This is a genomic window from Mesorhizobium sp. M2A.F.Ca.ET.046.03.2.1 (assembly GCF_003952425.1).
Lineage (GTDB): Bacteria > Pseudomonadota > Alphaproteobacteria > Rhizobiales > Rhizobiaceae > Mesorhizobium.
The window spans coordinates 3,339,184-3,366,150 of sequence record NZ_CP034449.1 but is presented as its reverse complement, the minus strand read 5'-3'; the positions used below and the strand labels follow the sequence as shown (position 1 = coordinate 3,366,150).

Below are 26,967 nucleotides of genomic sequence, written 5' to 3'. Positions count from 1 at the left end.
TGGGAGGAAAGCAGAAAATGTCCGATGTGCATGTCCACCGCGTCCAGCCGGCGTGGAAGAAGAACGCGTTGATCGACAACGATACCTACCTCAAATGGTATGCCGACAGCGTGAAGAACCCGGACAAGTTCTGGGGCAAGCACGGCAAGCGCATCGACTGGTTCAAGCCTTTCACGAAGGTCAAGAACACCTCGTTCGACGGCAAGGTCTCGATCAAGTGGTTCGAGGACGGCCAGACCAACGTCTCCTACAATTGCATCGACCGGCACCTGAAGAAGCGCGGCAACCAGACCGCCATCATCTGGGAAGGCGACAATCCCTACGACGACAGGAAGATCACCTACAACGAGCTTTACGAACATGTATGCCGGCTCGCCAATGTGATGAAGAAGCACGGCGTCAAGAAGGGCGACCGCGTCACCATCTACATGCCGATGATCCCGGAAGCGGCCTATGCGATGCTCGCCTGCACCCGCATCGGCGCCATCCATTCGATCGTCTTCGGCGGCTTCTCGCCGGACGCGCTCGCCGGCCGCATCGTCGACTGCGAATCGACCTTCGTCATCACCGCCGATGAAGGTCTGCGCGGCGGCAAGACCATTCCGCTGAAGGACAATGCCGACAAGGCGATCGACATCGCCGCCAGGAACTTCGTGATGGTCAACAAGGTCGTGGTCGTGCGCCGCACCGGCGGCAAGGTCGGCTGGGCTCCCGGTCGCGACGTCTGGTATCACGACGAAGTCGCTTCGGTGAAGGCTGAATGCAAGCCGGAGAAGATGAAGGCAGAGGATCCGCTGTTCATCCTCTACACCTCCGGCTCGACCGGCAAGCCGAAGGGCGTCCTGCACACCACCGCCGGCTATCTCGTCTATGCCTCGATGACGCACCAATATGTCTTCGACTACCATGACGGCGACGTCTATTGGTGCACCGCCGATGTCGGCTGGGTGACCGGCCACAGCTATATCGTCTACGGACCTCTGGCCAACGGCGCCACCACGCTGATGTTCGAGGGCGTGCCGAACTATCCCTCCCAGGCGCGCTTCTGGGAGGTCATCGACAAGCACAAGGTCAACATCTTCTACACCGCGCCGACGGCGCTGCGCGCGCTGATGGGCGCCGGCGACGGCCATGTGAAGAAGACCTCACGCAAGTCGCTGCGCGTTCTGGGGTCGGTCGGCGAGCCGATCAACCCGGAAGCCTGGGAGTGGTATTTCAACGTCGTCGGCAACGGCAAGGTGCCGATCGTCGACACATGGTGGCAGACCGAGACCGGCGGCATCCTGATCACGCCGCTGCCCGGCGCCACGGACCTGAAAGCCGGTTCCGCCACCCGGCCCTTCTTCGGCGTTCAGCCGCAGCTGGTCGACGGTGAAGGCAAGGTGCTGGAAGGCGCCACCGACGGCAATCTCTGCATAACCGATTCCTGGCCGGGCCAGATGCGCACCGTCTATGGCGACCACGAGCGGTTCGTGCAGACCTATTTCTCGACCTACAAGGGCAAGTACTTCACCGGCGACGGCTGCCGCCGCGACGCCGACGGCTATTACTGGATCACCGGCCGCGTCGACGACGTCATCAACGTCTCCGGGCACCGCATGGGCACGGCCGAGGTCGAATCGGCGCTGGTCAGCCACGACAAGGTTTCCGAGGCCGCGGTCGTCGGCTATCCGCACGACATCAAGGGGCAGGGAATCTACTGCTATGTCACCCTGATGGCCGGAGAGACGGGCAGCGAGGATCTGCGCAAGGAACTCGTCGCCCATGTCCGCAAGGAGATCGGCGCCATCGCCACGCCGGACAAGATCCAGTTCGCGCCCGGCCTGCCCAAGACCCGTTCCGGCAAGATCATGCGCCGCATCCTGCGCAAGATCGCCGAGGACGATTTCGGTTCGCTGGGCGACACCTCGACCCTCGCCGACCCGGCCGTGGTCGACGACCTCGTCGTCAACCGCCAGAACAAGAGAGGCTGATGGCCGGCGAGACGATCCTCGGCTCCGTCAGCCAGCTCTGGCGCTATCCGGCGAGCTCGCTCGCCGGCGAGCGGCTCGACGCCATTTCGGTCGGCACGACGACTGTCGATGGTGACCGGCTGTTTGGACTGGTCGATGCTTCCGACGGCGAGATCGCAAGGCCAGACCGCGAAACAAAGTGGCACAAAGTGCCGCTTATTCGCACCCGGCTGAGCGGGGCCCCGATGAGCAAGGAATGGCGCCTGGAAGTCGCCGTGCCCGGCGGCGGCTGGCTGCCGGCGCCCGACCCGGAAAGCGACCGCGCGATTTCGGCCTTCCTCGGCTTCGCGGCCTCCATCCGTCCGTTCGGCGCTGAGAACGCGGCGCCCTTCCATACCGGGCCGCTGACCGCAGCCCGCTATGCCAAAACGCCGATCCATCTGCTCACCACTGCCTCGCTGGCCCGCCTGAAGGCCCTGCATCCGGAGGGCACGCCCGATCCGCGCCGCTTCCGGCCCAACATCGTCGTCGACATGGCGCCTGTCGAAGGCGCCTTCCCGGAGACGGAATGGATCGGAAGAAAGCTCGCGGTCGGCGATCTTGAACTCACCGTCTCCGAACCCTGCCGCCGCTGCGGCTTCACCATCATCGCCCAGGACGGCTTCGACACCGACCCCGGCATCCTGCGCAACCTGGTTCGCCACAACGCCCACAATCTCGGCGTCTACTGCACCGTCGACCGGCCGGCGCGGATCGGGATCGGCGCGCCGATGCGCTTCCTCTGACCTGCCCTCTTGTCTTTTGCTGCAACGCACCCCATCATTGGGGTGTGTTCAACAAACCGAAAGGAGGTGATCCGATGTCGAGTGATTTCGTTTTCCATAACGTGAGCTCTGCGGATTGCACTTCCGGGAAGCAGTCTTCCCGTTAAGGCGCGAGACGCGCGGCAGGTAACCCGAAGGGGTTGCCGCCAGGAGCCGCGTCATGGACGGAAACACGGAAGGCCGCCTGCTTCGTCAAGAAGCGGCGGCCTTTTCCGTATGAGGCGTGTCTCCCGAAGGTGGGAACCGGTTTTGGGAGAAATGCGTAAAGTCAAAAACGTAAAAGCGCATGGAGCGAATCTGAAAGATCGCGACGCGCTTTGGGGTCGGCGCTGCAGGTCAGCGGCTGATTGTGAGCTTCTCGATATTGCGGCTGATTTCGCCGAAGGCATGGGACAATTCGGCGCCGTTGGCGGCCTCGTAATAATGCTTGAGCGACGAGGTGTCGTCGGTCGCGCAGTCCTTCAACACGGACTTGGCCTGATCGCGTTCGGTTGCGGTCATCGCCAGATCGTTGAGATCGAAGCGATGGTGAATATCTCGATGCCGTCGCGCTTCATGTTATCGCAGATGTTTTCGGCATTGGCGCGCGACTTCTGACCTTGATCCTGCGACCTGGACGCGCCGCGTCCGCCGGCAAAGGCGGTGTTGAACTGGCCGTCCGTCATCAGAATGGCGATCTTGGCCACCCTGTTGCGATCGAAGTTGGCGGGGCCGGCGCCTAGGCGAGCGCTCGATATAGCCGTACGCCAGGATGGCGAGAGCATGTAATAGCCCCACTGCGCGGCAATGCCGCCTGCGGTCACGCCCCCGGCCTGAAAATGTTCGATCGCCGTCACCAGCTTGTCCTCATCGGCAGTAAGCGGAACCAGAGTGGCCGTGGGGCATACCTTCACACGGTAGTCGCGGTTGACCTTGGCCAGATAGATCCTGCCCTGATTGTCGCGCCGTTGCGTGTAGGGCCCGTCCGACGAGTAATCGACGTAGCCGTCCTTGTCCTTGCGCTCGGTTGCGCAATTGTCGGACACCGTGGCAGAAACCGGCACCGCGGTATCGATCGGCGGCGGCACTTTCGGCCCCATCTCGGTCTCCACGAAGACCGTGTCGGCCAGGCGGCCGGTGTTGACGGCTTCGGCATAGGGGATGATCGACACCCGAATCCGGGGATCATTGGGGTCCCGATTCTGATCCAGGAGACCCTTGACCGTCTGTGACGCGGCGGTCCTCAGGTCGCCGATCTTGTTGGTCTTGGCGCGCCAGTCGGGAGCCATCGAACCGGTAACATCGAGCATCATCGCCACCTCCACCGTCTTGTCCGAGTAGAGCGCGGTGGTCGAAGCGGTCACGCGGCGCATGCTGTCGGTGCTGAACAGCGGAAAGAAGAGGCCGACATCGGCATGCGCATCGGCCTGCACGGTGTTGGCTGTCCTGTCGACCGTAAGCTTGTCCAGCACCACCTGGTCGGCCTGCATCAGGATGCCGGCGGTGCCGTTGGCGTCGAGGAATGCCTGCACCGTTTTGCTGGCGTCGGCTTCCGTGATGACGCCGAGGGTGAGATCGCGGGCCGTCGAGGTCACGGCCGCGTCGACGACACCCTGCAAGCTCGAGCTCGCATTGTTGAGTTGCGAGATGTTGACCGCGAATCCCACCCCCAGCGCGAGGACAGACACGGCAGCTCCGAACAGAACCGCGAAATTGCCTTCGCGATTCCGGCTAAAGCCGTCCACCCCACGAACGACACCTCTGAACTGCCGCATGCCTTCCGCCTCCACTGTCTGCGGCGCTGCGCCGCTCGGCAAAGGCGTTGCAGGATTTCGGCCAGAAGCCGCCGAAAGACGCTTAACAGGCGGTTAGTGCATTGTTTCTGCTTGCTTTCGGCAAAGTTGAGGGTGAACAGGAAGTTAACGAGAATGCGCTGGCGAAGCCAGCTTCATGAAGCGCTTACCATGATCTTGAGGACTGTCGCGTCCGATCCCTGTTTGGCACGATCGGGCTGTGCCGAAGCGGGTCGGCGGCCCCGATGAAACATGGCACGGCGCAGGGTCTGTCGAGCCTAGGCTAACATCTGCGCGCTCACCGTCCGATCGACGCCGTGATGCGGAGGATTGAAGCGATTGCCTTCCTGCTCGTAGGTCCACACCTTGAAAAGAGAGAGCCGGTGCGGACCGAAACTGTGCAGCAGCGGCACGTCGGTGGCGTCGCGGCCGCGCGCGATGACGACCCGGCCGATGCGCGGCCGGTTGTGGCGCGGGTCGAACGTGTACCATTTGCCGTCGAGGAAGACTTCCATCCAGGCAGAAAAATCCATCGGGGCCGGATCGGCCGGCACGCCGATATCGCCGAGATAGCCGTTCACGTAGCGCGCCGGAATGTTCATGCATCGGCAAAGCGTGATCGCCAGATGCGCGAAATCGCGGCAGACCCCGACACGCTCCTCATGCGCCTGGGCCGCCGTGCGGGTGGCGCGAGCGTAGCCGTAGCCGAAGGAGAGCCGGCTGTTGACATAGTCGACGATCGCCTGAACGCGCGCCCAGCCGGGCGGGAGCTGGCCGAAAAGCTGCCAGGCGATGCTGCCGAGGTGGTCGGTCTCGCAATAGCGGCTGCCGAGCAGATAGGTCAGCACGTCGTCGGGCAGTTCCGCGACCGGCGTTTCTCGCGCCAGCGTGTTGACCTCGTCCGTCTCGCCGCTGTCCTCGATCACCGCGTCATAGAGGATGCGGAAGCTTCCGGCGGGCGCCGTGAAGCGACGGCAGATATTGCCGTGGCGGTCGTGATAAGTCCGGGTCGGCACCGAGGGCGAGGTCAGGACCCGCGTTTGCCGCTTGATGTCGGCATGCCGGTCGGGATGGATGTCGAGAAGCGAGATGATCGGCGTCGCCGCCGCGCATTCGATGGCGATTTCATAGCCGAGCCGGATCAGCATCGCATGCCCCCTTGGTGGTTTTGGCTCCGTGGCGATTTTGGAAGACAGCCTCTTCAACGCAACGAACCGGAGGTTGTTCCCGTGCGAAATTGAAATGGTGGGTATCTCGCCTTCTCAGCCAGTGCTGGCCGGTCTAAACTGGGTACCACGTTTCGCCCTCCCCGAAAACGATTCTCCAGGAAATCCGATGTTCGCAGGCTCAAAGTTCGCCGCCTTCCTGTTCGACATGGACGGCACGGTGCTCAATTCGATCGCCGCGGCGGAACGGGTGTGGACGAAGTGGGCGGAGCGTCACGGGCTGGACATCGCCACCTTCCTGCCGACCATCCATGGCAAGCGGGCGATCGAGACGATCGGCGGATTGATGCTTCCGGGCGTCGATGTGGTTGCGGAAGCCGATGCGCTGCTCAAGGCCGAGGCGGACGACCTCGAAGGCATCGTCCCTATCCCCGGCGCCGTCTCGTTCCTGGAATCGCTGCCGCCGGAGCGCTGGGCCATCGCCACCTCGGCGCCGCGCGAGCTGGCGCTGCTGCGCATGCAGGCGGCCGGCATCCCAGTTCCCGCCATGATGGTAACGGCGGAAGACGTGACCCATGGCAAGCCGGCGCCGGATTGTTTTCTCCTGGCGGCAAAGCATCTTGGAGTCGAGGCGCGCGACTGCCTGGTCTTCGAGGATGCGCCGGCAGGCATCGCGGCGGGCGAGGCTTCCGGCGCCTCGGTGATGGTGATCAGCGCCACGCACGTCCACCCGCTCGTCACACCGCACCCGACGATCCGTTCCTATGACGAGATCGGCATTGCGGTCGACGAAAGTGGTTTCATCGTTTTGTCGCCGACACGGGCTGCGGCCTAGTCCCTCGTACAGGGACTTTGACGGATTGCAGGCTTGTCGGCAGGTGAAATTTTCACCGTTCGTTTCGCCAAATCAACCAGACCTTCGAGATCGGCCGAAGCTTACGAACTTCGTCATCCACGGGCGGAGCGACGCGCAGCGGAGCGCAGACCCGAGGATCCATTCCGTGACCTTGGCCGAGGAATGCAGCGGAGCAGAATTCTGGACCGCCGAAACGCCTCGACGTCACGGAATGGATCCTATGGTCTGCGCGCGTCGCTTCGCTCCTTGCTTCGCCATAGGATGACGAAGTGATGACCTTTCACCAATCCTCAACGCATGCAATCTGCGTGACCACTATTCGGCAGATTCCGCTCGGAAACCGGTTCCTGTCAGAAGTCGCTGGTGAGGCCCTTCACCTCCCAATCGCCATAGCGGCCGGGTTCCTTGCCGCCGCGGCCGCCGATTTCCTTCGGCAATTTTGCCTCGGCCTCGCGATATTCCCTGCGCCTGGCCTCGGCCTCCGCCAGCGCGCGGCTCGCGGCCGGCGTCAGCATCTTTCGCGGCCCGTCGCCATCGCCCGCGGTTTCGGTCTTGTTGGTCAGTTCGGTCATGCGATATTCCCTGCCGATTGAAACGGAGCCCGGCCTTTCCCATCATATAGCCATGACCCCAAAAGGATCGACCCCATCTCCCCGAACGGATGAAACGATGAACACGCTTCGCACCGCCATGCTGCTTGCCGCGATGACGGCGCTGTTCATGGGCGTCGGCTATCTGATCGGCGGCTCGGGCGGCATGGTCATCGCGCTTTTGATCGCCGCCGGCACCAACCTGTTCAGCTACTGGAACGCCGACAAGATGGTGCTGTCGATGAACCACGCCATCGAGGTCGACGAGAAGAATGCGCCCGAATATTACGCGATCGTCCAGGCGCTGGCCAAGCAGGCCGGCCTGCCAATGCCGAAGACCTATCTGATCGACAACCCGCAGCCCAACGCCTTCGCCACCGGCCGAAATCCCGAGAATGCCGCGGTGGCCGCGTCCACCGGCCTGCTCCAGCGCCTCTCGCACGAGGAGGTCGCGGCGGTGATGGCGCATGAGCTTGCCCATGTGCAGCATCGCGACACGCTGACCATGACGATCGTGGCGACACTTGCCGGCGCGATCTCGATGCTAGGCAACTTCGCCTTCTTCCTCGGCGGCAGCCGCGACAACAACAACCCGTTCGGCTTTGTCGGCGTGCTGGTGGCAATGCTGGTGGCGCCCTTCGCCGCCATGATCGTGCAGATGGCGGTGAGCCGCACTCGCGAATACGAGGCCGACCGGCGCGGCGCCGAGATCTGCGGCAATCCGCTGTGGCTGGCCTCGGCGCTCGCCAAGATCGCGCACGGCGCCGAACAAATCCCCAATGAGGATGCCGAGCGCAACCCGGCGATGGCGCATCTTTTCATCATCAACCCCCTGCATGGCGAGCGCATGGACAATCTGTTCTCGACCCATCCGAGCACCGAGAACCGCATCGCGGCGCTACAGGAGATGGCAAGCGAGATGGGTCGTGCGTCGCCTGCCAATCGGCGCGAGGCTTCCGCGCGGCCCATCCAGCCCGAGGAGGCGTCGGCCGGTCCATGGGGTAAGCGGACGGAACCCGCGCCGCCTGCCGGCCCGCCGCCGCCGAAACCCAATCCGTGGGGCCGCAACCCGACCGGACCGCGCCGGTCGAAAGGTCCGTGGTCGTGACGCCGCCGAGGCGCGGACAGCCAGGCAATGCGCAACACAAGGCCGGTGAGGAGATAGCCGGCCTTGCCGCGCGCAAGGCGGCGGCGCGACTGCTGGCCGCCGTCATCGATGCCCGCACGCCGCTCGATGGATTGACCGACAACGAGCACGGCCACCCGCAATACAAGGCGCTGGACGGCCGCGACCGCGCGCTGGTGCGCGCCATCCTGGTGACCGCGCTGCGCCATCGCATGACCATTGCCGGGCTGCTGTCCAGGCGGTTGGAAAAGCCCTTGCCGGCCAATGCCACGGCACTCTCGCATATCCTCAATGTCGCCGCCGCGCAGATCCTGTTCCTCGACGTTCCGGACAGCGCCGCCGTCGACCTTGCCGTCACCCACGCCAAATCCGATCCGCGCACCACCCGCTTCTCCGGCCTCGTCAATGGCGTGCTGCGTTCGCTGGCCCGCGCCAAGGACGCCGAGCTTGCCCCGGCGCTTGCCGCCACCAGCGAGGCGCCGCAATGGTTTGCCGAGCGGCTGACCGCCGCCTACGGAGCCGACAAGGCGCACGCCATCCTTGCCGCGCATCGCCACGAGGCGCCGGTCGATTTCACCGTCAAGGCCGATCCAGCGCTTTGGGCCGAGCGCCTGGGCGGCATCGTTCTGCCGACCGGCACCGTGCGTGTCGAAAAGCTGTCGGCCAATGTCATCGACCTGCCCGGCTTCGCCGACGGCGCCTGGTGGGTGCAGGACACGGCCGCAAGCCTGCCGGCGCGCCTGTTCGGCGAAATAAGCGGCAAACGCGTCGCCGACCTCTGCGCCGCGCCCGGCGGCAAGACGGCGCAGCTTATCCTGGCCGGCGCCAGCGTTACCGCTGTCGACACCTCGAAGAACCGGCTGGCGCGGCTGAAGCAGAATCTCGACCGCCTCGGCCTGACGGCCGACCTGGTCCAGACCGACCTCCTGGATTACCGGCCGGCGGATCTGTTCGACGCCGTGCTGCTCGACGCGCCTTGCTCCTCGACCGGAACCGTGCGTCGCCATCCCGATGTGCCCTGGACCAAGACCATGGCGGATGTCGAGAAGCTCGCCGCTCTTCAGCGCCGCCTCCTTGCCCATGCCGACGGTCTCGTCAGGCCCGGCGGCCGCATCGTCTTTTCCAACTGCTCGCTCGACCCAATCGAAGGCGAGGAGCTTTACCGCGCCTTCCTTGCCGAAACCCCCGGGGTGATCGACGACCCGATCCGCCCAAGCGAGTTCGCCGAGGTCGATCCGTTCCTTACATCTGCGGGCACGCTGCGCACGACGCCCGCCGACCTAATGCTTGAATCGCCGGGGATTTCCGGTCTGGACGGCTTCTTCGCGGCCCGGATGAGACGGGACGGTTGAGTCGTTATCTCGCAAAAACTTGCTGACTTTTTTAGGGATCGGTACCGGCAAAGCGGCGTGAAGCGGTTCACTTCGGCGAAATCCGCCTTCGCATAAGTTCTTGAATCGCATAAGCTTGCGCTTGGGTAATGGGGACATCTGGAGGGCTATTGGCACTTGTTGCCGGCAACACGACGCGTCTATGGACGCTCGTCGCGAAGGAGTTCTGGCGCAAGACGCGCCGGCGTTTGCGCGCCGGTCCGGTCTATCGCTGGCGCTATTCCGGGCGCACGCCCGAACGCGTCCTGATCGCCCCGCCGGATTTGCGGCTCGCCGATCCGCAAATCGCCCTGGAGATTTATTACGGCCGCTACCCGCTGTCCGGCCATCTGGTCGAGACCGGCGGCACCTCGCCCTTTCAGCTCGACGTGCCCAATCGCGGCTGGCAGAAATCGCTGCATGGCTTCCGCTGGCTGCGCCACATGCGCGCCGCCGGCACCGAGCTCGCCGCCGCCAATGCGAGAGCCCTGGTGACCGACTGGATTGCCATGCACGGCAACCAGATTTCGGGCATCGCCTGGGAGCCGGGAACGACGGCCAAGCGCGTGATCGCCTGGCTGCAGCATTCCTCGGTGATGCTGCAAGGCGCCGAATTCCCGTTCTATCGCGCCTTCCTCAAATCGCTTGCCGTGCAGATTCGCTACCTGCGCTCGGTGGCGCGCGAGATGCCGGACGGCGAGGCCAGGCTGCGCGCCCGCATCGCGCTCGCCTTCGCCGCGCTGTCGCTGCCGGCGCCGGCTTCGGCGCTGCGTTCGGCGACGCGCAACCTGGCCGAGGAGCTGGAGCATCAGATCCTGCCCGATGGCGGCCACATCTCGCGCAAACCGATGGCGGTGCTGGAGCTGCTCGCCGATCTCCTGCCGCTGCGCCAGACCTATGCCAACCAGGCCGAGGCGCCGCCGGCGGCCCTGATCGGCGCCATCGACCGCATGTTGCCGGCGCTGCGCTTCTTCCGCCATCAGGACGGCAGCCTTGCCCGCTTCAACGGCATGGGCGCCACCATCCATGACCGCATCGCCACCATCCTGCGCCATGACGACACGGTAGGCGCGCCGCTGCTGCACGCGCCGCATTCCGGCTATGAGCGCCTTTCGATGGGCGGCGTGACGGTGATCGCCGACACCGGCCTGCCGCCGCCGATCGACGTCTCCAACGCCGCGCATGCCGGCTGTCTCGCCTTCGAGCTCTCCTCCGGGCGCCAGCATTTCATCGTCAATGCCGGCATCGATACGTACGGCGCCCCGGAATTCCGGCCGCTGGCGCGCGCCACCGCCGCGCATTCGACCGCCACGATCAACGACACCTCGTCGGCGCGCTTCAGCCATTCGCTGCGGGTCAGCGACCTTTTGGGCTCGCCGCTGATCGGCGGCCCGCAGCATGTGCCCTGCAAGCGCCTCGACCAGAAGGGCATGCAAGGCTTCGTCGCCCGCCATGACGGCTATGTCCAGCAATTCGGCTTCCTGCATGAGCGCGAGCTGAAGCTCGGCACGAACGGCAACGTGCTTGCCGGGCGCGACCGGTTCCTGCGCCCGGGCAATGCCGCGATCCGCAACAACGGCCGCGACTTCGTCACGGTGCGCTTCCATGTCCACCCCGACATCAGCCTGCTGCAGGACGACCACGGCCGGCTGACCCTTGCCGCCGCGCAGGGCGACAGCTGGGTCTTCACCTGCGCCGAAGTGGTGCCGGAGGTCGAGGAATCGATCTATTTCGCCGGCCTGAGCGGCCCGCGCCGCAGCCGGCAGATCGTGCTCGCCTTCAAGGCCTCGGAGATTGCCGAGGTCCATTGGCAGCTGACCCGCACCGCTATCGCCGGCTATCCCGAAAACAACTGAGCCTGCTCGGCAAACGCTGCGTGCCTGATCCCGGATTCACTTGATTTCCGGGGCTCATATGCTAGGGCCGGCCAACGTCCCTTCCAACAGTTCTGAAAGGCCGCCCGCCATGGCCGTGCCCACAAAAAACATTCCGGCGCCGGATCTCGTTCCGGTGCGCCGCGCGCTGCTTTCCGTCTTCGACAAGACCGGCCTGGTCGAATTCGCCAAAGCGCTCGCCGCCGCCGGCGTCGAACTGGTTTCGACGGGCGGCACGGCCAAGACCATCGCCCAGGCTGGCCTCGCGGTGCGCGACGTTTCCGAGCTCACCGGCTTCCCCGAAATCATGGACGGCCGGGTGAAGACCTTGCATCCTTCGGTGCACGGCGCGCTGCTCGGCATCCGCGACGATGCCGATCATGCCAAGGCCATGCGCGACCACCACATCGAGCCGATCGACCTGGTCGTCTCGAACCTCTATCCGTTCGAGGAAGTCCGCCGCTCCGGCGCCGGCTATGCCTCGATCGTCGAGAACATCGACATCGGCGGGCCGGCGATGATCCGCGCCTCGGCCAAGAACCACGCCTATGTCGCCATCGTCACCGACCCGGCCGATTATGCATCGGTGATCAACGCATTGGAGATGAATCTCGGCTCGCTGTCGCTCGACTTCCGCAAGAAGCTGGCGGCCAAGGCCTTTGCCCGCACCGCCACTTATGACGCGGCGATTTCCGGATGGTTCGCAGAGGAGCTCCAGATCGAGCACCCGACGTGGCGCGCGTTCGGCGGCCGTCTCGACCAGGTGATGCGCTATGGCGAGAACCCGCATCAGAATGCGGGCTTCTATCTCTCGGGCGACAGGCGGCCCGGTGTCGCCACCGCCAGGCAGTTGCAGGGCAAGCAGCTCTCCTACAACAACATCAACGACACCGACGCCGCCTTCGAGCTGGTCGGCGAGTTCGATCCGGCCCGCTCGGCGGCGATCGCCATCATCAAGCACGCCAACCCCTGTGGCGTCGCCGAAGGCTCGTCGCTGAAGGCGGCCTACGCCAAGGCGCTGGCCTGCGACCCGGTCTCGGCCTTCGGCGGCATCGTCGCCATGAACCGCATCCTCGATGCGGAAGCCGCGGAAGAGATCGTGAAAACCTTCACCGAGGTCATCATCGCGCCGGATGCCACCGATGAAGCCGCCGCGATCGTCGCGGCTAAGAAGAATTTGCGCCTGCTGGTCACCGGCGGCCTGCCCGACCCGCGCGCGGCCGGCACGACGGCGAAGTCGGTCGCCGGCGGATTGCTTGTGCAAAGCCGCGACAATGCCGTGGTCGACGACCTCGAATTGAAAGTGGTGACGAAGCGCGCGCCGACGCCGGCGGAACTGGCCGACCTCAAATTCGCCTTCCGCGTCGCCAAGCACGTCAAGTCCAACGCCATCGTCTATGCCAGGGATGGCGCGACGGTAGGCATCGGCGCCGGCCAGATGAGCCGCGTCGATTCCTCGCGCATCGCCGCCCGCAAGGCGCTGGACGCGGCGGCAGCCGCCGGCCTCGCCGAACCGCTGACCAAGGGTTCGGTCGTCGCCTCGGACGCCTTCTTCCCCTTCGCCGACGGGCTCTTGTCGGCGATCGAGGCCGGCGCCACGGCGGTGATCCAGCCCGGCGGCTCGATGCGCGACGACGACGTCATCGCCGCCGCCGACGAGCACGGCATCGCCATGGTGTTCACCGGTGTAAGGCATTTCAGGCATTGAGCGATCTTCCCCTTCTCCCCTTGTGGGAGAAGGTGGATCGGCGCGCGGCGCCGAGACGGATGAGGGGTGTTCCAGCGGAGTGAGACGTCGGAAAACTGAAAGATACCAGGCGCTTACTTCTTCCGCGCAGCGATCCTTCCAGCACCCCTCATCCGTCGCCTTCGGCGACACCTTCTCCCACAAGGGGAGAAGGAAACAGCGCTACCGCTTGTCCGCCGGATAGGGCGTCCCCGCCAGTATCGCCATGCCGATGCCTAGGAACAGGATGATCGCCGCCATGCCGAGCCGCGGCGAATCGCTCATCGTGGTGATGCTTGCAATCATGAAGGGCGCCAGGAAGCTGGTCGCCCGCCCCGCCAATGCGTAGATGCCGAAATAGCGGCCGGACTCGGCGGCGGTGACGCTGCGCGCCATGTAGGATCGTGACGAGGCCTGCACCGGCCCGAAGGCGAGCCCGATCAGCAGCCCGTACAGGATATAGGCCTTTTCGGCCGCGGTGCCGAACAGTCCGCCGGAATCGGTTGTCGGCAGCGGGATCAGGCCGAGCAGCGTGAAGCCCGGGCCGGTCGAGACGACGCCGATCGTGGCGACCGACAGCATCACCAGCGAGATCATCACGACATGCTTCGAGCCGAGCGCGGTATCGAGCCGCGCCGCGATCCAGCAGCCGAAGATGGCTACGATGTTGAGGATGATGCCGAACATGCCGATCTCGGTGATCGACCAGTGGAACATGCCGGCCGCGAATGTGCCGCCGAGCGCCAGCAGCGCATTGACGCCGTCCTGATAGATCATGCGCGCAAGCAGGAAGCGCAGGATGCCGCTGCGCTGGCGCACCTCGGCGAGCGTGGACCTCAGTTCGGACAAGCCCTCGCGCACCGCCGGTCCGATCGGGATTCCCTTGGTGGCGTCGGGCGTGAAGAAGAACATCGGCAGGATGAACAGGAAATACCAGCCGGCCGACATCGGCCCGGTGAAGCGCGCATCCTCGCCGAGCTTCGGGTCCAGCCCGAACAGCGGATCGAGGCCGATGAGGGTCTTGCCGGTTTCGAGATTGCCGGCCAGGAACAGCACGACGAAGATCAGCGCCACCATGCCGCCGAGATAGCCGAGTCCCCAGGCTACGTTGGAAATGCGGCCGATCTCCTCCTTCGGCACCAGTCGCGGCATCATGGAATCGTTGAACACGGTGGAGAATTCGGCCGCAACCGAGGCCAGCGAAAACAACAGCACGACCAGGAACAGGTTCGAGCCGGGTGCGGCGAACCACAGCAGGCTGAGGCTGACGATCTTGATCGTTGCGAAGAAGGCGATCCAGGGCTTGCGAGGCCCGGTCTGGTCGGCGATCGAGCCGAGCACCGGCGACAGCACCGCGATGCCCAGGCCCGCCGCGGCGATGCCGTAACCCCAGGCAGCCTGCCCGGCGGTCGGGTCGCTCGCCATGCGCGAGACGAAATAGGGGCCGAAGATGAAGGTGGTGACGACGGTGAAGAAAGGCTGGGCCGCCCAGTCGAAGAACATCCAGCCCCAGATGCCGCGCCCCGATGCCCGCTGCACTGTCTCTACTGCCGCCATGCTGATTCCCTCGGGCCGCTCGCGCCGGGCGCCATGTCTGCATGTTTTCCGGCGGTGGCGCAACAAGCGCCAGTTCCTCGCCCCACGAAGTGGGGAGAGGTGGCTCGGCGAAGCCGAGACGGAGAGGGGAATGCGGCGGGCTGTGGCAGGTTGATCAGTCGAGAAGGGCCTTCGCCCTGCGAAGCCCCTCTCCGGCCGCTACGCGGCCACCTCTCCCCCGCCTTCGGCGGAGGCGAGGAACTTCACATCCCCGTCAGGTCGGTCATCAGCCCGGACGCCACCGACAGCCGCGACACGGTGATGTCGCCGCCTTCGGTCAGCGCCTGCAGCCGCTCGCGGATGCGGGCGATGCGCTCGCCGCCGGCTTCCAGCCACGCCGCGACCGGATCCGCCGCCGCGCCATGCGACGTCAGAGCCGCCACCGCGATGCCGCGACGGCCGACGCCGATCGTGTCGGTCGCGCGTGACAGCGCCAGCTGGTCGTAGTAGTCGGGCGGCATGATCGAGCGCGCCGCTTCCTCGACGCGCGGGATGCGGAAGGCGTCGCTGACGGCGAAGAAGGCCTTGGCCGCGCTGACGATGTCGGCATTGGCGGTGCGCGCGGTGAGCGCGATGTCGGGGATCAGCTCGGCCACCTCGGCCAAAGCGAGCTGCCCGGCGAGCTTCTCCGGCGCGCCACCCTTGAACAGGCCTTGCCGCCGCTCCTCGATGCGCTCGCGCGAGAAGGCCGGCAGCAGCGAGACGAGCTTCGGCTCGAGCGCCTTGCGGGCCTCCTGTAGCTCGACGATGCGCTGGCCGAGCGGCGCGGAGCCGGCTTCGTTCTTCAGGTACCAGCCACTGGTTACAAAGATGAGCCGGCTGACGGACTGGTAGAGATCGAGCTGGATCTGACCGTCGATCTGGTTGTCGAGCGCGTCGATCTCGCGATAGAGCGCCGGCAGCGCAAAGCCGTCGCGAACCACGGCGAAGGTGCGCACGACATCGGCCGCCGGCCGGCCGGTGGCTTCCTGCAGCCGGTTGACGAAGGATGGCCCACCGCGATTGACGAGATCGTTGGCGACGACCCGCGCGATGATCTCGCGCCGCAGCCTGTGGTCGCGGATTTCGCCGGCGAATTTCTTGGCCATGCGCTCCGGGAAATAGCCCATCAGGTCGCGGTCGAAATGCGGCTCGTCCGGCACGTCGCTGGCGACGATGTCGGAGAACAGCACGATCTTGGCATAGGCGAGCAGCACGCCGAGCTCGGCCCTGGTCAGCGGCTCGCCGCGCGCCTCGCGCTCGGCGAGCGCCGCCGGCGAAGGCAGCGTCTCGACGGCGCGGTCGAGCAGGCCGCGCGCCTCCAGCGCTGTCATGAAGCGGGCCTGATGCGCGATGTCGGCCAGGCCCCGCTTGCGCGCGAGCGACAGCGCCAGCGTCTGCTGGTAGTTGTTGAAGAGCACCAGCGCGCTCACCTCGTCGGTCATCTCGGCGAGCAGCTTGTTGCGCGCCGGCCGCGTCAGCGAGCCCTTGCGCATGGCGGAAGCCAGCGCGATCTTGATGTTGACCTCGACGTCGGAGCAGTTGACGCCGCCCGAATTGTCGATGGCGTCCGAGTTGCAGCGGCCGCCATTCATGCCGAACTCGATGCGCGCCCGCTGCGTGACGCCGAGATTGGCGCCCTCCCCGATGACTTTCGCCCGGACATCGAGCGCGGTGACGCGGATGGCGTCGTTGGCGCGGTCGCCGACATCCTGATTGCTTTCGCCGGAAGCCCGCACATAGGTGCCGATGCCGCCGAACCACAAAAGGTCGACCGGCGCCTTGAGGATGGCGCTCATGATCTCGACCGGCGTCGCCGTGGTCTTGGCGAGCCCGATCGCGGCGGCGGCCGCCTGCGGCAGCGTGATCGATTTCTGGTTGCGCGAGACGATGACGCCGCCTTCCGACAGCTTCGACTTGTCGTAGTCCTGCCAGGACGAGCGCGGCAGGGCGAACATGCGCTGGCGCTCGGCCAGGGAGGCCGCCATGTCCGGATCGGGATCGATGAAGATGTCGCGATGATCGAAGGCGGCGATCAGCCTGATGGCGGGCGACAACAGCATGCCGTTGCCGAACACGTCGCCCGACATGTCGCCGACGCCGACCACGCTGAAGGGCTCAGCCCGGATGTCGCGGTTCATCTCGCGGAAATGCCGCTTCACCGCTTCCCAGGCGCCCTTGGCGGTGATGCCCATCTTCTTGTGGTCGTAGCCGGCCGAGCCGCCGCTGGCGAAGGCATCGTCCAGCCAGAAGTGGTGCTTCTCCGAAATGGCGTTGGCGGTGTCGGAGAAGGTCGCCGTGCCCTTGTCGGCGGCGACGACGAAATAGGGATCGTCAGGGTCGCGCCGCACCACGCCGGCCGGCGGGATGACCCCGTCGACGCCTATATTGTCGGTGATCGAAAGCAGGCTGGAGACGAAGTTCTTGTAGGCCGAGGTGCCGGCCTCGAAGATGGCGTCGCGCCCGGCGCTCATCGGCAGCTTCTTCGGATAGAAGCCGCCCTTGGCGCCGACCGGCACGATGACCGCGTTCTTGACCTGCTGCGCCTTCACCAGACCCAGCACCTCGGTGCGGTAGTCCTGGGCGCGGTCCGACCAGCGCAGGCCGCCTCGCGCCACCGGGCCGAAGCGCAGATGCACGCCCTCGACCTCGGAGCCGTAGACGAAGATCTCGCGCCATGGCCGCGGCGCCGGCAGTCCCTCGACCGCCTGCGAGTCGAGCTTGATTGCCAGCGACTGCCCCTTCGCTTTCGTATCGGCGACGAAATGATTGGTGCGCAGCGAGGCTTCGATGAGGTTGAGGTAGCGGCGGATGATGGTGTCGTCATCGATATTGGGCACCTCTTCCAGCGCGTCCTTGATCTTGGCCTTGAGGTGCTTGGCCGCCACCGCGCCGTCGCCTTCCGCCGTCGGCCCAAGCCGGGCGACGAACAGCGAATGCAGGCCGCGCGCGATCTCCGGATAGCGGTTGAGCGCGGCGGCGATGAAATCCTGGCTCTGCGGAATGCCGGCCTGCTGCAGGTAGCGGCCATAGGCGCGCAGGATGGTGATCTCGCCCGACCACAGGCCGGCGGTCTGCGCCAGGCCGTTGTAGCCGTCATTATCGACGTCGCCGCGCCAGACCGAGAGGAAGGCATCCTCGAACAGCGCCCCGCCATGGGCGAGGTTGATTGGGTTGCCGTAGCTGTTCTCCAGCTCCATGTCGTGGATGAAGACCGTTGCAGCCGGGTCGCCGGCGACCTCGAAGGTGCGCTCGCTGATGACGCGGAAGCCGATATTCTCCAGCACCGGCACGCGCCGCGACAGCGCCACCGGGCTGCCATGGTGGTAGATCTTCAGCGCCGCCTGGTTCGGCTTCTGGTCGGCATGGCGGTAATAGTCGATGGCGATCGGATTGTCGGCGCTGATTTTGGCGATGCGCCCGGCATCAGCCAGCGCCACGGCGGCCGAGAAGCTATCGCGGTAGCTTTCGGGGAACCGCGCCGCGATCGCCTTCAGCGCCGGATCGCTGCCGGCCGCTTCCGCCGCCTCGGAGAGCGCGTCTTCCCAGGTGCGCACGATGTCGCGGATCGCCGCCTCGATCGTCGACTGCTCGATCTTCGGCGTCTTGCCGCCGGAGCGGCCGATGATGAAATGCACGCGCGCCAGCCCGCCTTCAGGAAAGGCCGGGTAATAGGCCGACAGCCGGCCCTCGAAGACGGTCTTGAGATATGCGCCGATCTTCTCGCGCACGACGCTGTCATAGCGGTCGCGCGGCACGAAAACGAGGATCGAAACGAAACGATCGAACTGGTCGGCGCGCACCAGCGCTCTGATCCGCGGCCGCTCGACCAGGCCGAGAATGGCATTGGCATGCTTTCTCAGGACCGGCACCGGAACCTGGAAGAACTCATCGCGCGGATAGCTCTCCAGCACGTTGATCAGCGCCTTGCCGGAATGGTCGTTCGGATTGAAGCCGGACTTGGCGATGATCGTTTCGGCCTTCGAGCGCAAATAGGGGATCTTCATCACCGAGCGCGTGTAGGCAGTCGAGGTGAACAGGCCGACGATGCGCAATTCGCCCGCCAGCGCGCCTTTCGCCGTGTAGGTCTTGACGCCGACATAGTCGAGATAGATGCGGCGGTGCACCAGGGACTTGGCGTTGGCCTTGGTGACGATCAGCGGCTCCGGTCCATGCAGGAAGGCGCGGATCTCCGGCGTCGTCGTCACCGCCTCGGTGCCGCGCCGCAACACCAGCACATCCGGATCCGACAGGATGCCGAGGCCGGGCTTGTCGGCGCGCTCCAGCGAGCCGCTCTCCTCGCCGCCGACATATTTGAATTCGCGCATGCCGAGGAAGGTGAAATTGTCGTCGCGCAGCCATTCGAGCAAGGCGATCGCCTCGGCGACGCTCTTCTTGTCGAGCGGCACCGCGGAATAGCGGAACTCGGAAATCGCCTGGTCGAGGCGGGCGAGCATACGCTTCCAGTCGACGACCGCGGCCCGAACCTGGGAGAGCATCTTGCGCAGCCGTTCGGTAAGGCTCTTCCCCTCCTCCGCGGTCAGCCTCGGAACATGGACGTGGACAACGCTCAGCCGCTCGTGCTCGTCATCCTCCTTGCCACCGTCGCCCAGAACCTCTACGACGCCGGCCTTGCCGTGACGGACGGTAACGATCGGATGGGTGACCAGCGTCGGTTGGCCGCTGCTCTCGGTGATCTCGCCAAGGATGGAATCGAACAGGAACGGCATGTTGTCGTTTACGACGGTGATGACCGTGACCGGTCGGCCGTCGCAGGCAACCCCCGAATCGGCATCGACGGCGACGACGCTTTCGCCCTTCCTGTGGCTGGCCACCGCTCGGGCTGCGAGCTCGCCTGCGCGTTCCAGGTCGGCCGCGTCATAGGCCGCGATATCCTCGGCGGGCGCCCGGGCAAGCAGATAATCGGCAAGCCTTGCCGGCTTCTCCTCCGCTTTCAAGGCGGCGGCTTTCTTCTTCGGCTTGGATTTCACGCTGGCCATGACGCTTCTTGCCTCCCGTCTTATGCTTTTGTGGCTATCGTAGCAGATGACCGCCGTTTCGCGACAAAGGTTTGACGACGCATAAAAAAATTCGAACTGACGCCATCGGCCTGCAAGGAGAACCCATATGACCGGCAAAATAACCGCGCTTGAGCTTGTCCAGGCGGAGCTGAGCGAGTCGACGAAAGCCTATTTCGCCAAATGCGAGGAGAAGCTCGGCCTCGTGCCCAACGTGCTGCTCGCCTACGCCTTCGACGAGAAGAAGCTGCGCGCCTTCACCGACATGTACAACGATCTGATGCTGGGCGATTCGGGCCTGTCGAAGCTGGAGCGCGAGATGATCGCGGTCGCCGTCTCCTCGATCAACCATTGCTATTACTGCCTCACCGCGCATGGCGCGGCGGTGCGTCAGCTGTCGGGCGAGCCGGCGCTGGGCGAGATGATGGCGATGAATTTCCGCGCCACCGATCTGTCGGACCGCCAGCGCGCCATGCTCGAATTCGCCGTGAAGCTGACGGAGGAGCCGGCCAGGATTGTGGAAGCCGACCGAGCCGCCTTGCGCCAGGCCGGCTTTTCGGACCGCGATATCTGGGACATCGCCTCGACTACCGCCTTCTTCAACATGTCGAACCGGGTGGCCGCCGCGGTCGATATGCGGCCGAACTCCGAATACCACGCTATGGCGAGATGACGGCCGCAGGTTTTATATTAGCAACACCGAATTTTTCGTTGCCCGCCGCGTCATTTGGTTCGATGATCAGGATTGCAGTGTGGCTGCATGTCCAGACCTGCGGGATTGCCGCGTATCCACGATTACGGGGTAGCCGCATATTGGGTTGTAGCGCAGCTGCATATCGCAAGCGGCGTGGCCGCGTGCCGGTTCGACGCCGCCGACAAGGGAGGAGAACATGGCGAAATTTCTCTATGTCTATCATGGCTCCGGCAAGATGCCGACTGATGAGGCCGAACGCAAAGCGGCAATGGATGCCTGGACCGGCTGGTACGGCAAGCTGGGCTCGGCCGTGGTCGACGGCGGCAATCCGGTCGGCATGTCCAAGACGGTTCTGCCCAGCGGCAAGGTTGAGAACAATGGCGGCAGCAATCCGACCGCCGGCTACACGATCGTCGAGGCCAGGGACATCGATGATGCCGTCGCCAAAGCCAAGGAGTGCCCGATCCTGATGGACCCGGCCTTCAGCGTCGAGATCGCGCCGATCATCGAGATGATGTAGCGACCAGACCGCGCAACGCTGCACAAGGCGGATTTCCAGCGAGATCCGGGATCGCCTTCACGGCCGCTTGGTTCGGCATGTCGAACCAGGCGGCCTCCGCAATCGACATGCGGTCGGCCCGCCCATGCCGTGGAACGATGAGGCCACACCCTCCCCACTATCGGTCCTGCAACCTTAAGTCGTTGACAGCTTGACGCTTGCGGCTAGTCTTTCAGGAAACAAAATTTCCAATGGGTGAAAGTCGTTCCTGAAAACCAGCTTCATGGGAGCCGTCATGCTGGACCGGATTACCAAGCCCAAGCCTTTTCTCTGTACCCTGACCCTGATGGCGGTGCTTGCCGCGCCTCCTGCCCAAGCGTTCGAAGCGGCGGCCGCCTACCAGCCCATTTTCGAGACGGCGGCCGACAAGACGATCACGCTGACCGGTCACGATCTGAGCATCGATCAGGTCATCGCCATCGCCCGCAACGGCGCCAAGGTCGAGCTCAGCCCGCAGGCGCTGCAACGTTCGGCGGATGCTTATGGTCTGCTGCTCGAAGGTGCAGCCGAAGGCGTCACGATCTACTGGTTCAATCGCGGCGCCGGCGACCAGCGCGAAACCGTGATCTTTTCCGGCGACCCGACCTCGTCTGAAAACATGAAACTTCTCAAGGACCAGCAGCTCGCCCGCTTCAAGGGCGGCGTCAACCGCGGCTACGGGCCGGAGTTGCAGGAGGAGGCGCTGGTGCGCGCCATCATGGCTATCCGCGCCAACACCATGTCCTATGAGGCGGCCAGCCCGCAGCTGACGCACATGCTTGTCGATATGCTGAACAAGCGCGTCACCCCGATCGTGCAATCGCGCGGCACGCTGGGCGAAGGCGACCTCGCGACGCTCGGCAATATCGGAGCGGCCATGGTCGGCGAAGGCGATGCCTATCTCAAAGGCGTCCGCATGCCGGCCGCGCAGGCGCTCGAACAGGCCGGGCTGAAGCCGCTGGAGCCCTTCGCCGCCGACCAGGCGGCGCTAATCAGCACCAACGCCTATGCGCAGGCGCAAGCCGTGCTGTTGCTGGAGGACGCGCGAAAACTGCTGGAATGGACCGATCTCAGCTACGCCATGGGGCTGAACGGCATGAACTCCAGCGTCACGCCGATCTCCGCGCCTGTTCAGTCGATGCGGCCCTATCCATGGCTGACATGGGACGCCGCCCGCGTCATGGACATGATCAACGGCAGCTATCTCTTCGACAACGATCCGGCCCGCATCATCCAGGATCCGGAAAGCATGCGCGCCTCCAGCCAGCGCCAGGGCTCGGCCTGGCAGGCCTGGGCGGATCTGCGCGATTCCGTCCTGCTGTCGATCAACTCGTCGGATCACAATCCGGCGATCCTGCCCGGCTTGACGCCGCAAAGTTCGCCGGAGCTGAGCACCCCGCAATTCATGAAATATTACATCAAGGGCGGATCGCTGAGTAACGGCAAGTCCGGCTATATCTTCTCCAACGCCAATTGGGACCCCTACCCGATGGCCAACCAGGTCGAGGCCCTCACCAACGCCCTGACCAATCTTGGCGTCGCCGTCGCGCAACGCATCGAACGCTTCCGCAACCCCTTCTTCACCGTGGTCAAGCCGGCCGACGTGCTGAAGCCGGACGAGCGCAAGGACATCCCAAGCTTCGACGGCTACCTGCCGACCGATCTGTGGCAGGAACTGGCCGAACTTGGTTCACCGGTGATGCCGAACGGTCAGGCGATCGTCGCCACGGTCGAGGACCTGGAAGCGCAGACCCGCATCAAGACGCAGCGCGCCCGCGACGCGGTCGACGTGTCGTTCCACCTCGTGGCGCAGGACCTGCTGACGGCAAGCTACTGGATGGAGATCCGCAAGGCGCAGAACTCGGAGCGGAAGTTCGGTGCAGCGCCGACAGCCGCGCTTGCGGCGCTGCGCCAAGTAATCCCCTGGCATCAGGCGGCGTCGGAGCGGCCGAAACGACCGCTCGGCATGGTCGCCTACGACTTCATGCAGGAAAACCCGGCCGCGAAATTCTATTCCGGCGGCCCGCAGGCCCCGAAGCCAGCGCCGCTGCCTTCGGCCGGCGTTTTGCCCAAGTAGCTATCGCGCGGCGATTGCCGCGGCGGCGCCCGCCATGGTCGTGGCGCTGACGCGGTTGGCGATCTTCATGGCGCGCTTGCTTTTCAGAAGCCGGCGCGCCTGCGAAGCGGCCAGCACCCAGGCTAGGTCGATGACGACCAACACGACAGCCATTGTCAGCGTCAGCTCGACCCAGCCGACGACGCTGACCGAGGCGAGATCGATGATGGTCGGCAGCAGCGCCAGATAGAACATCATGATCTTCGGGTTGCCGAGCGTCATCGCCATGCCGGCAAAGAACAGTTTCACAGGCGAATCCTCGCGCGGCATCTCGCCTTCCTTGGCCTCGACCGGCGCCGTCCACATCTTGAACGCTAGCCAGGCGAGATAGGTCACGCCAATCCACTTCACGACGACGAAGGCGTAGTGGAAGGTCTGCGCCACTACGGCCAGCCCGAACACCGCCAGCGACAGCCAGATCGCCTCGCCGATCCACATCGCCAGCAGGAACGGGAAGACGTCGCGGAACCCTTTCGAGATCACCCGCGCCACGAGTGCGGCGATCGATGGGCCGGGCGAACCGGCGGCGACAAAGAGCGCGGCGGCGAAGATCAGCAGCGAGGCGAGATGCATGAGAGCGCTTCCTCTTGAACAGGAACAGACCATACCGGATCGCATCACATTTGGCACGCCTGGCAAGATGCGATCGTTGAGCAAGGAGACAATAGCTAGCAGCGCCGGCGCCGCCCCCTCATCCGCCCTTCGGGCACCTTCTCCCCGTAAACGGGGCGAAGGACGCTCTCTGCTTTCGTCAGTCGCCGGCGTTGCAGGATAGGCGCCAGCATGGCGGCCAGCCCTCTTCTCCCCGTTCACGGGGAGAAGGTGCCGGCAGGCGGATGAGGGCAGCGCCGACGCCGACAATTGCTGCTCTTGTGCTGCTCTTGCCGTTCCCTTCAGCCTTAGCTAGAAGACCCGCCCGACATCCATTTTCGAGCATCACTTTGCCTCAGTAACCGCCGGTCTCGCCAACTCCTCTGAATGCACCGCAGGCGCGGCCATTGGCGCCGCCTGCTCCATTTTCACGTGTTCTTCAGGCGGCGGTTCGAGACCGGTTTGGCATTGCTGAACCGCCGTCGAGTGCTATCGCGCCGACGCTTGATTTCCAGACAACACAGTCTTTCGCCACGCCGTGCCCATGAAGGGCATCTCGGACATTGCCGGCCTGACGGACTTCCCGACGGGAAGGGCCTACCGGCATGTCTTCTACCTTGCGTGTCCTCTGGACGATCGCGCCCGCAATCGCGCCACGACCTTTCATCAACTGCAACCGCTGCGGCGGCTTCAGACCATACAAATGCAGCGAGAAATTCCGCGTCAATGCCAATGGCAAGCGCATCGACGTCTGGCTGATCTATCGCTGCAGCGGCTGCGAAAACTCCTGGAATTTCACCATCCTGGAACGACAAAACCGCCACGATATCGAGCCGGCGCTGCTGGCAGCGCTCGAAAGCAACGATCCGGCGCTTGCGCGCCGCCATGCCTTTGATGCCGCCCCGCTGCGCAACCGAGCCGGACGGGTCGAGGAATCTCCCGATGTCACGGTTCGAAAGGAGCCGCTCGACGGAGAGCCGGGACACGCCAACGCCCTCGCGCTCGAGCTTCGGCTGGAGGGGACGACGCCTTTGCGGCTGGACCGCCTGCTTGCCGGCGAGCTCGGCCTTTCGCGGTCAAGACTCCAGGCCCTGGACGACCGAAGGCGACTGACCATGGAACCGGATGGCGCGAAAGCCTTGCGCAAGCCGGTTCGGGACGGCCTGGCGGTGCGCATCGGTCTAGCCGACGAGGCGGATTGCCGCGCCATCCTGTCGGCCGCGTGCCGCTGAAACGAAAAGAGGGAGCACACGCTCCCTCTTCGAACCTTTGGCTGAAAGCTTATGCCGCGCCCATCACCTTGGCGGCCTTCTCGAAACGCTTGCGCTCGTTCGGGTCGAGATAGAGCTTGCGCAGCCGGATGGTCTTCGGCGTCACCTCGACCAGCTCGTCGTCCTGGATCCAGGCGAGAGCCCGCTCCAGCGTCATGCGGATCGGCGGCGTCAGCTTCACCGCCTCGTCCTTGCCGGCGGCGCGGATGTTGGTGAGCTTCTTGCCCTTGAGCACATTCACTTCGAGGTCGTTGTCGCGCGAATGGATGCCGATGATCATGCCCTGATAGACCTTGACGCCCGGATCGATGATCATCGGGCCGCGGTCTTCCAGGTTCCACATGGCGTAGGCGACCGACTCGCCCTGCTCGTTGGAGATCAAGACGCCATTGGTGCGGCCGGGCAGCTCGCCCTTGTAAGGCTCATAGGCGAAGAACAGCCGGTTCATCACCGCGGTGCCGCGCGTGTCGGTCAACAGTTCCGACTGGTAGCCGATCAGGCCGCGCGTCGGCGCATGGAAGACGAGGCGCTGGCGATTGCCGCCGGACGGACGCAGCTCGACCATCTCGGCCTTGCGCTCCGACATTTTTTGCACGACGACGCCGGCATGCTCCTCGTCGACGTCGATGACGACTTCCTCGACCGGCTCCAGCAATTCGCCGTTCTCGCCCTTCTGCATGACGACGCGCGGACGCGACACGGCAAGCTCGAAGCCTTCGCGGCGCATCGTCTCGATCAGCACCGCGAGCTGCAATTCGCCGCGGCCGGACACGAAGAAGGAGTCCTTTTCGGCCGATTCCTCGATCTTCAGCGCGACATTGCCCTCGGCCTCGCGCAGCAGGCGGTCGCGGATGACGCGGCTGGTCACCTTATCGCCCTCGGTGCCGGCAAGCGGGCTGTCATTGACGAGGAAGGACATGGTGACCGTCGGCGGGTCGATCGGCTGCGCATGCAGCGGCTCGCTCACCTGCGGGTCGCAGAACGTGTCGGCGACGGTGCCTTTGGACAGGCCGGCGATGGCGACAATGTCTCCGGCCTGGGCTTCGTCGATCGGCTGGCGCTCGAGGCCGCGGAAGGCAAGAATTTTTGAGACGCGGCCGGTTTCGATCTGGGTGCCGTCATGATGCAGCACCTTGACCGGCTGGTTGGCCTTCAGCGTGCCGGACTCGATGCGGCCGGTGATGATGCGGCCAAGGAACGGATTGGCTTCCAGGATGGTGCCGATCATCCGGAACGGGCCTGGATGGACCGTCGGCGCCGGCACGTGCTTGACGACGAGGTCGAACAGCGGCGCCAGGCCCTGGTCCTTCGGACCTTTGGGGTTTTCCGACACCCAGCCATCGCGGCCCGAGCCGTAGAGGATCGGGAAATCGAGCTGCTCGTCGGTGGCGTCAAGCGCGGCGAAGAGGTCGAACACCTCGTTGACCACCTCGACATGACGGGCGTCCGGACGGTCGATCTTGTTGATGACGACGATGGGCCGCAAGCCCACCTTAAGCGCCTTGCCGACGACGAACTTGGTCTGCGGCATAGGTCCTTCGGCGGCGTCGACGAGCACGATCGCCGAATCCACCATCGACAGGATGCGCTCCACCTCGCCGCCGAAATCGGCGTGTCCGGGCGTGTCGACGATGTTGATGCGGGTGCCGTGCCAGTCGACCGAGGTCGCCTTGGCCAGGATGGTGATGCCCCGCTCTTTTTCGAGGTCGTTGGAATCCATGGCGCGTTCGGCGACGCGCTGGTTGTCGCGGAAGGCTCCGGACTGTTTCAGAAGCTGATCGACCAGCGTGGTTTTGCCATGGTCGACGTGCGCGATGATCGCGATATTTCGGAGGTTCATTTTTCTGGTCTCGGGAACGTTGCAGGCGGCAGGCTTAACAAGCGCCGCCTTTTTCGGTTGCGCGGCTC

General features: G+C 64.9%; 19 protein-coding genes. 11 read left to right on the top strand and 8 right to left on the bottom strand.

Annotated features, from left to right (window positions below; translation table 11 throughout):
- Positions 1–17 precede the first annotated feature (17 nt).
- Positions 18–1,973, top strand: a complete 1,956-nt coding sequence (acs, locus tag EJ072_RS16200) for an acetate--CoA ligase (RefSeq protein ID WP_126080565.1) — start codon at positions 18–20, stop codon at positions 1,971–1,973.
- The gene (locus EJ072_RS16195) at positions 1,973–2,737 is read left to right on the top strand and encodes an MOSC domain-containing protein (protein ID WP_126080564.1); all 765 of its coding nucleotides are present in this window, start codon (positions 1,973–1,975) and stop codon (positions 2,735–2,737) included. Before acs ends, EJ072_RS16195 begins: the two co-directional genes overlap by 1 nt.
- 375 nt (positions 2,738–3,112) lie before the next feature.
- Here the strand turns inward: EJ072_RS16195 and EJ072_RS37520 are convergent, their stop codons facing one another.
- The 3 genes from EJ072_RS37520 to EJ072_RS16185 form a co-directional block, all read right to left on the bottom strand.
- Positions 3,113–3,277, bottom strand: a complete 165-nt coding sequence (locus EJ072_RS37520; protein ID WP_348526011.1) for a hypothetical protein — start codon at positions 3,275–3,277, stop codon at positions 3,113–3,115.
- On the bottom strand, positions 3,274–4,530 hold the full coding sequence (locus EJ072_RS16190) for a pilus assembly protein (protein WP_348526010.1): 1,257 nt from the start codon (positions 4,528–4,530) through the stop codon (positions 3,274–3,276). The genes EJ072_RS37520 and EJ072_RS16190 overlap by 4 nt, the downstream gene beginning before the upstream one ends.
- Positions 4,531–4,826: 296 nt before the next feature.
- The gene (locus tag EJ072_RS16185) at positions 4,827–5,696 is read right to left on the bottom strand and encodes a transglutaminase family protein (protein ID WP_126080563.1); all 870 of its coding nucleotides are present in this window, start codon (positions 5,694–5,696) and stop codon (positions 4,827–4,829) included.
- A gap of 187 nt (positions 5,697–5,883) precedes the next feature.
- Between EJ072_RS16185 and EJ072_RS16180 the strand changes: the two genes are divergently transcribed.
- Positions 5,884–6,549, top strand: a complete 666-nt coding sequence (locus EJ072_RS16180) for an HAD-IA family hydrolase (RefSeq protein ID WP_126080562.1) — start codon at positions 5,884–5,886, stop codon at positions 6,547–6,549.
- A gap of 371 nt (positions 6,550–6,920) precedes the next feature.
- Here the strand turns inward: EJ072_RS16180 and EJ072_RS16175 are convergent, their stop codons facing one another.
- A complete protein-coding gene (locus tag EJ072_RS16175) occupies positions 6,921–7,142 on the bottom strand; it encodes a DUF1674 domain-containing protein (protein WP_126080561.1) in 222 nt (73 codons plus the stop codon).
- A 97-nt stretch (positions 7,143–7,239) separates the two neighbouring features.
- Here EJ072_RS16175 and htpX point away from each other — a divergent pair, with 97 nt between their 5' ends.
- From htpX to purH, 4 genes are all read left to right on the top strand, one after another.
- Positions 7,240–8,268 (top strand): zinc metalloprotease HtpX, encoded by a 1,029-nt coding sequence (gene htpX / locus EJ072_RS16170; protein WP_126080560.1) that lies wholly within the window; start codon positions 7,240–7,242, stop codon positions 8,266–8,268.
- A complete protein-coding gene (locus EJ072_RS16165) occupies positions 8,259–9,638 on the top strand; it encodes an RsmB/NOP family class I SAM-dependent RNA methyltransferase (protein WP_189343316.1) in 1,380 nt (459 codons plus the stop codon). Before htpX ends, EJ072_RS16165 begins: the two co-directional genes overlap by 10 nt.
- Positions 9,639–9,787: 149 nt before the next feature.
- Positions 9,788–11,512, top strand: coding sequence for a heparinase II/III family protein (locus tag EJ072_RS16160; RefSeq protein WP_126080558.1), 1,725 nt, complete (start codon positions 9,788–9,790; stop codon positions 11,510–11,512).
- Positions 11,513–11,621: 109 nt separating this feature from the next.
- Positions 11,622–13,238: a bifunctional phosphoribosylaminoimidazolecarboxamide formyltransferase/IMP cyclohydrolase gene (gene purH / locus EJ072_RS16155; RefSeq protein WP_126080557.1), complete on the top strand. Its 1,617-nt coding sequence runs from the start codon at positions 11,622–11,624 to the stop codon at positions 13,236–13,238.
- A 201-nt stretch (positions 13,239–13,439) separates the two neighbouring features.
- Here the strand turns inward: purH and EJ072_RS16150 are convergent, their stop codons facing one another.
- On the bottom strand, positions 13,440–14,813 hold the full coding sequence (locus tag EJ072_RS16150) for an MFS transporter (RefSeq protein WP_126080556.1): 1,374 nt from the start codon (positions 14,811–14,813) through the stop codon (positions 13,440–13,442).
- A 242-nt stretch (positions 14,814–15,055) separates the two neighbouring features.
- Positions 15,056–19,831 (bottom strand): NAD-glutamate dehydrogenase, encoded by a 4,776-nt coding sequence (locus EJ072_RS16145; RefSeq protein ID WP_126080555.1) that lies wholly within the window; start codon positions 19,829–19,831, stop codon positions 15,056–15,058.
- A gap of 127 nt (positions 19,832–19,958) precedes the next feature.
- Here EJ072_RS16145 and EJ072_RS16140 point away from each other — a divergent pair, with 127 nt between their 5' ends.
- The 3 genes from EJ072_RS16140 to EJ072_RS16130 all read left to right on the top strand — a co-directional run bounded on the left by EJ072_RS16140 (position 19,959) and on the right by EJ072_RS16130 (position 23,158).
- Complete coding sequence (locus EJ072_RS16140; RefSeq protein WP_126080554.1) at positions 19,959–20,522, top strand: peroxidase-related enzyme; 564 nt, start codon at positions 19,959–19,961, stop codon at positions 20,520–20,522.
- A gap of 217 nt (positions 20,523–20,739) precedes the next feature.
- Positions 20,740–21,063, top strand: a complete 324-nt coding sequence (locus EJ072_RS16135; protein ID WP_126080553.1) for a YciI family protein — start codon at positions 20,740–20,742, stop codon at positions 21,061–21,063.
- Between the two features lie 274 nt (positions 21,064–21,337).
- Positions 21,338–23,158: an aromatic amino acid ammonia-lyase gene (locus EJ072_RS16130; RefSeq protein ID WP_126080552.1), complete on the top strand. Its 1,821-nt coding sequence runs from the start codon at positions 21,338–21,340 to the stop codon at positions 23,156–23,158.
- On the opposite strand, the gene EJ072_RS16125 is transcribed toward EJ072_RS16130, so the two are convergent.
- A complete protein-coding gene (locus tag EJ072_RS16125; RefSeq protein WP_126080551.1) occupies positions 23,159–23,770 on the bottom strand; it encodes a LysE family translocator in 612 nt (203 codons plus the stop codon). It abuts the gene before it with no gap.
- Between the two features lie 623 nt (positions 23,771–24,393).
- Here EJ072_RS16125 and EJ072_RS16120 point away from each other — a divergent pair.
- Positions 24,394–25,020, top strand: coding sequence for a DUF1062 domain-containing protein (locus tag EJ072_RS16120; RefSeq protein ID WP_126080550.1), 627 nt, complete (start codon positions 24,394–24,396; stop codon positions 25,018–25,020).
- Positions 25,021–25,069: 49 nt separating this feature from the next.
- On the opposite strand, the gene typA is transcribed toward EJ072_RS16120, so the two are convergent.
- On the bottom strand, positions 25,070–26,899 hold the full coding sequence (gene typA / locus EJ072_RS16115) for a translational GTPase TypA (RefSeq protein WP_126080549.1): 1,830 nt from the start codon (positions 26,897–26,899) through the stop codon (positions 25,070–25,072).
- Between the last annotated feature and the right edge of the window lie 68 nt (positions 26,900–26,967).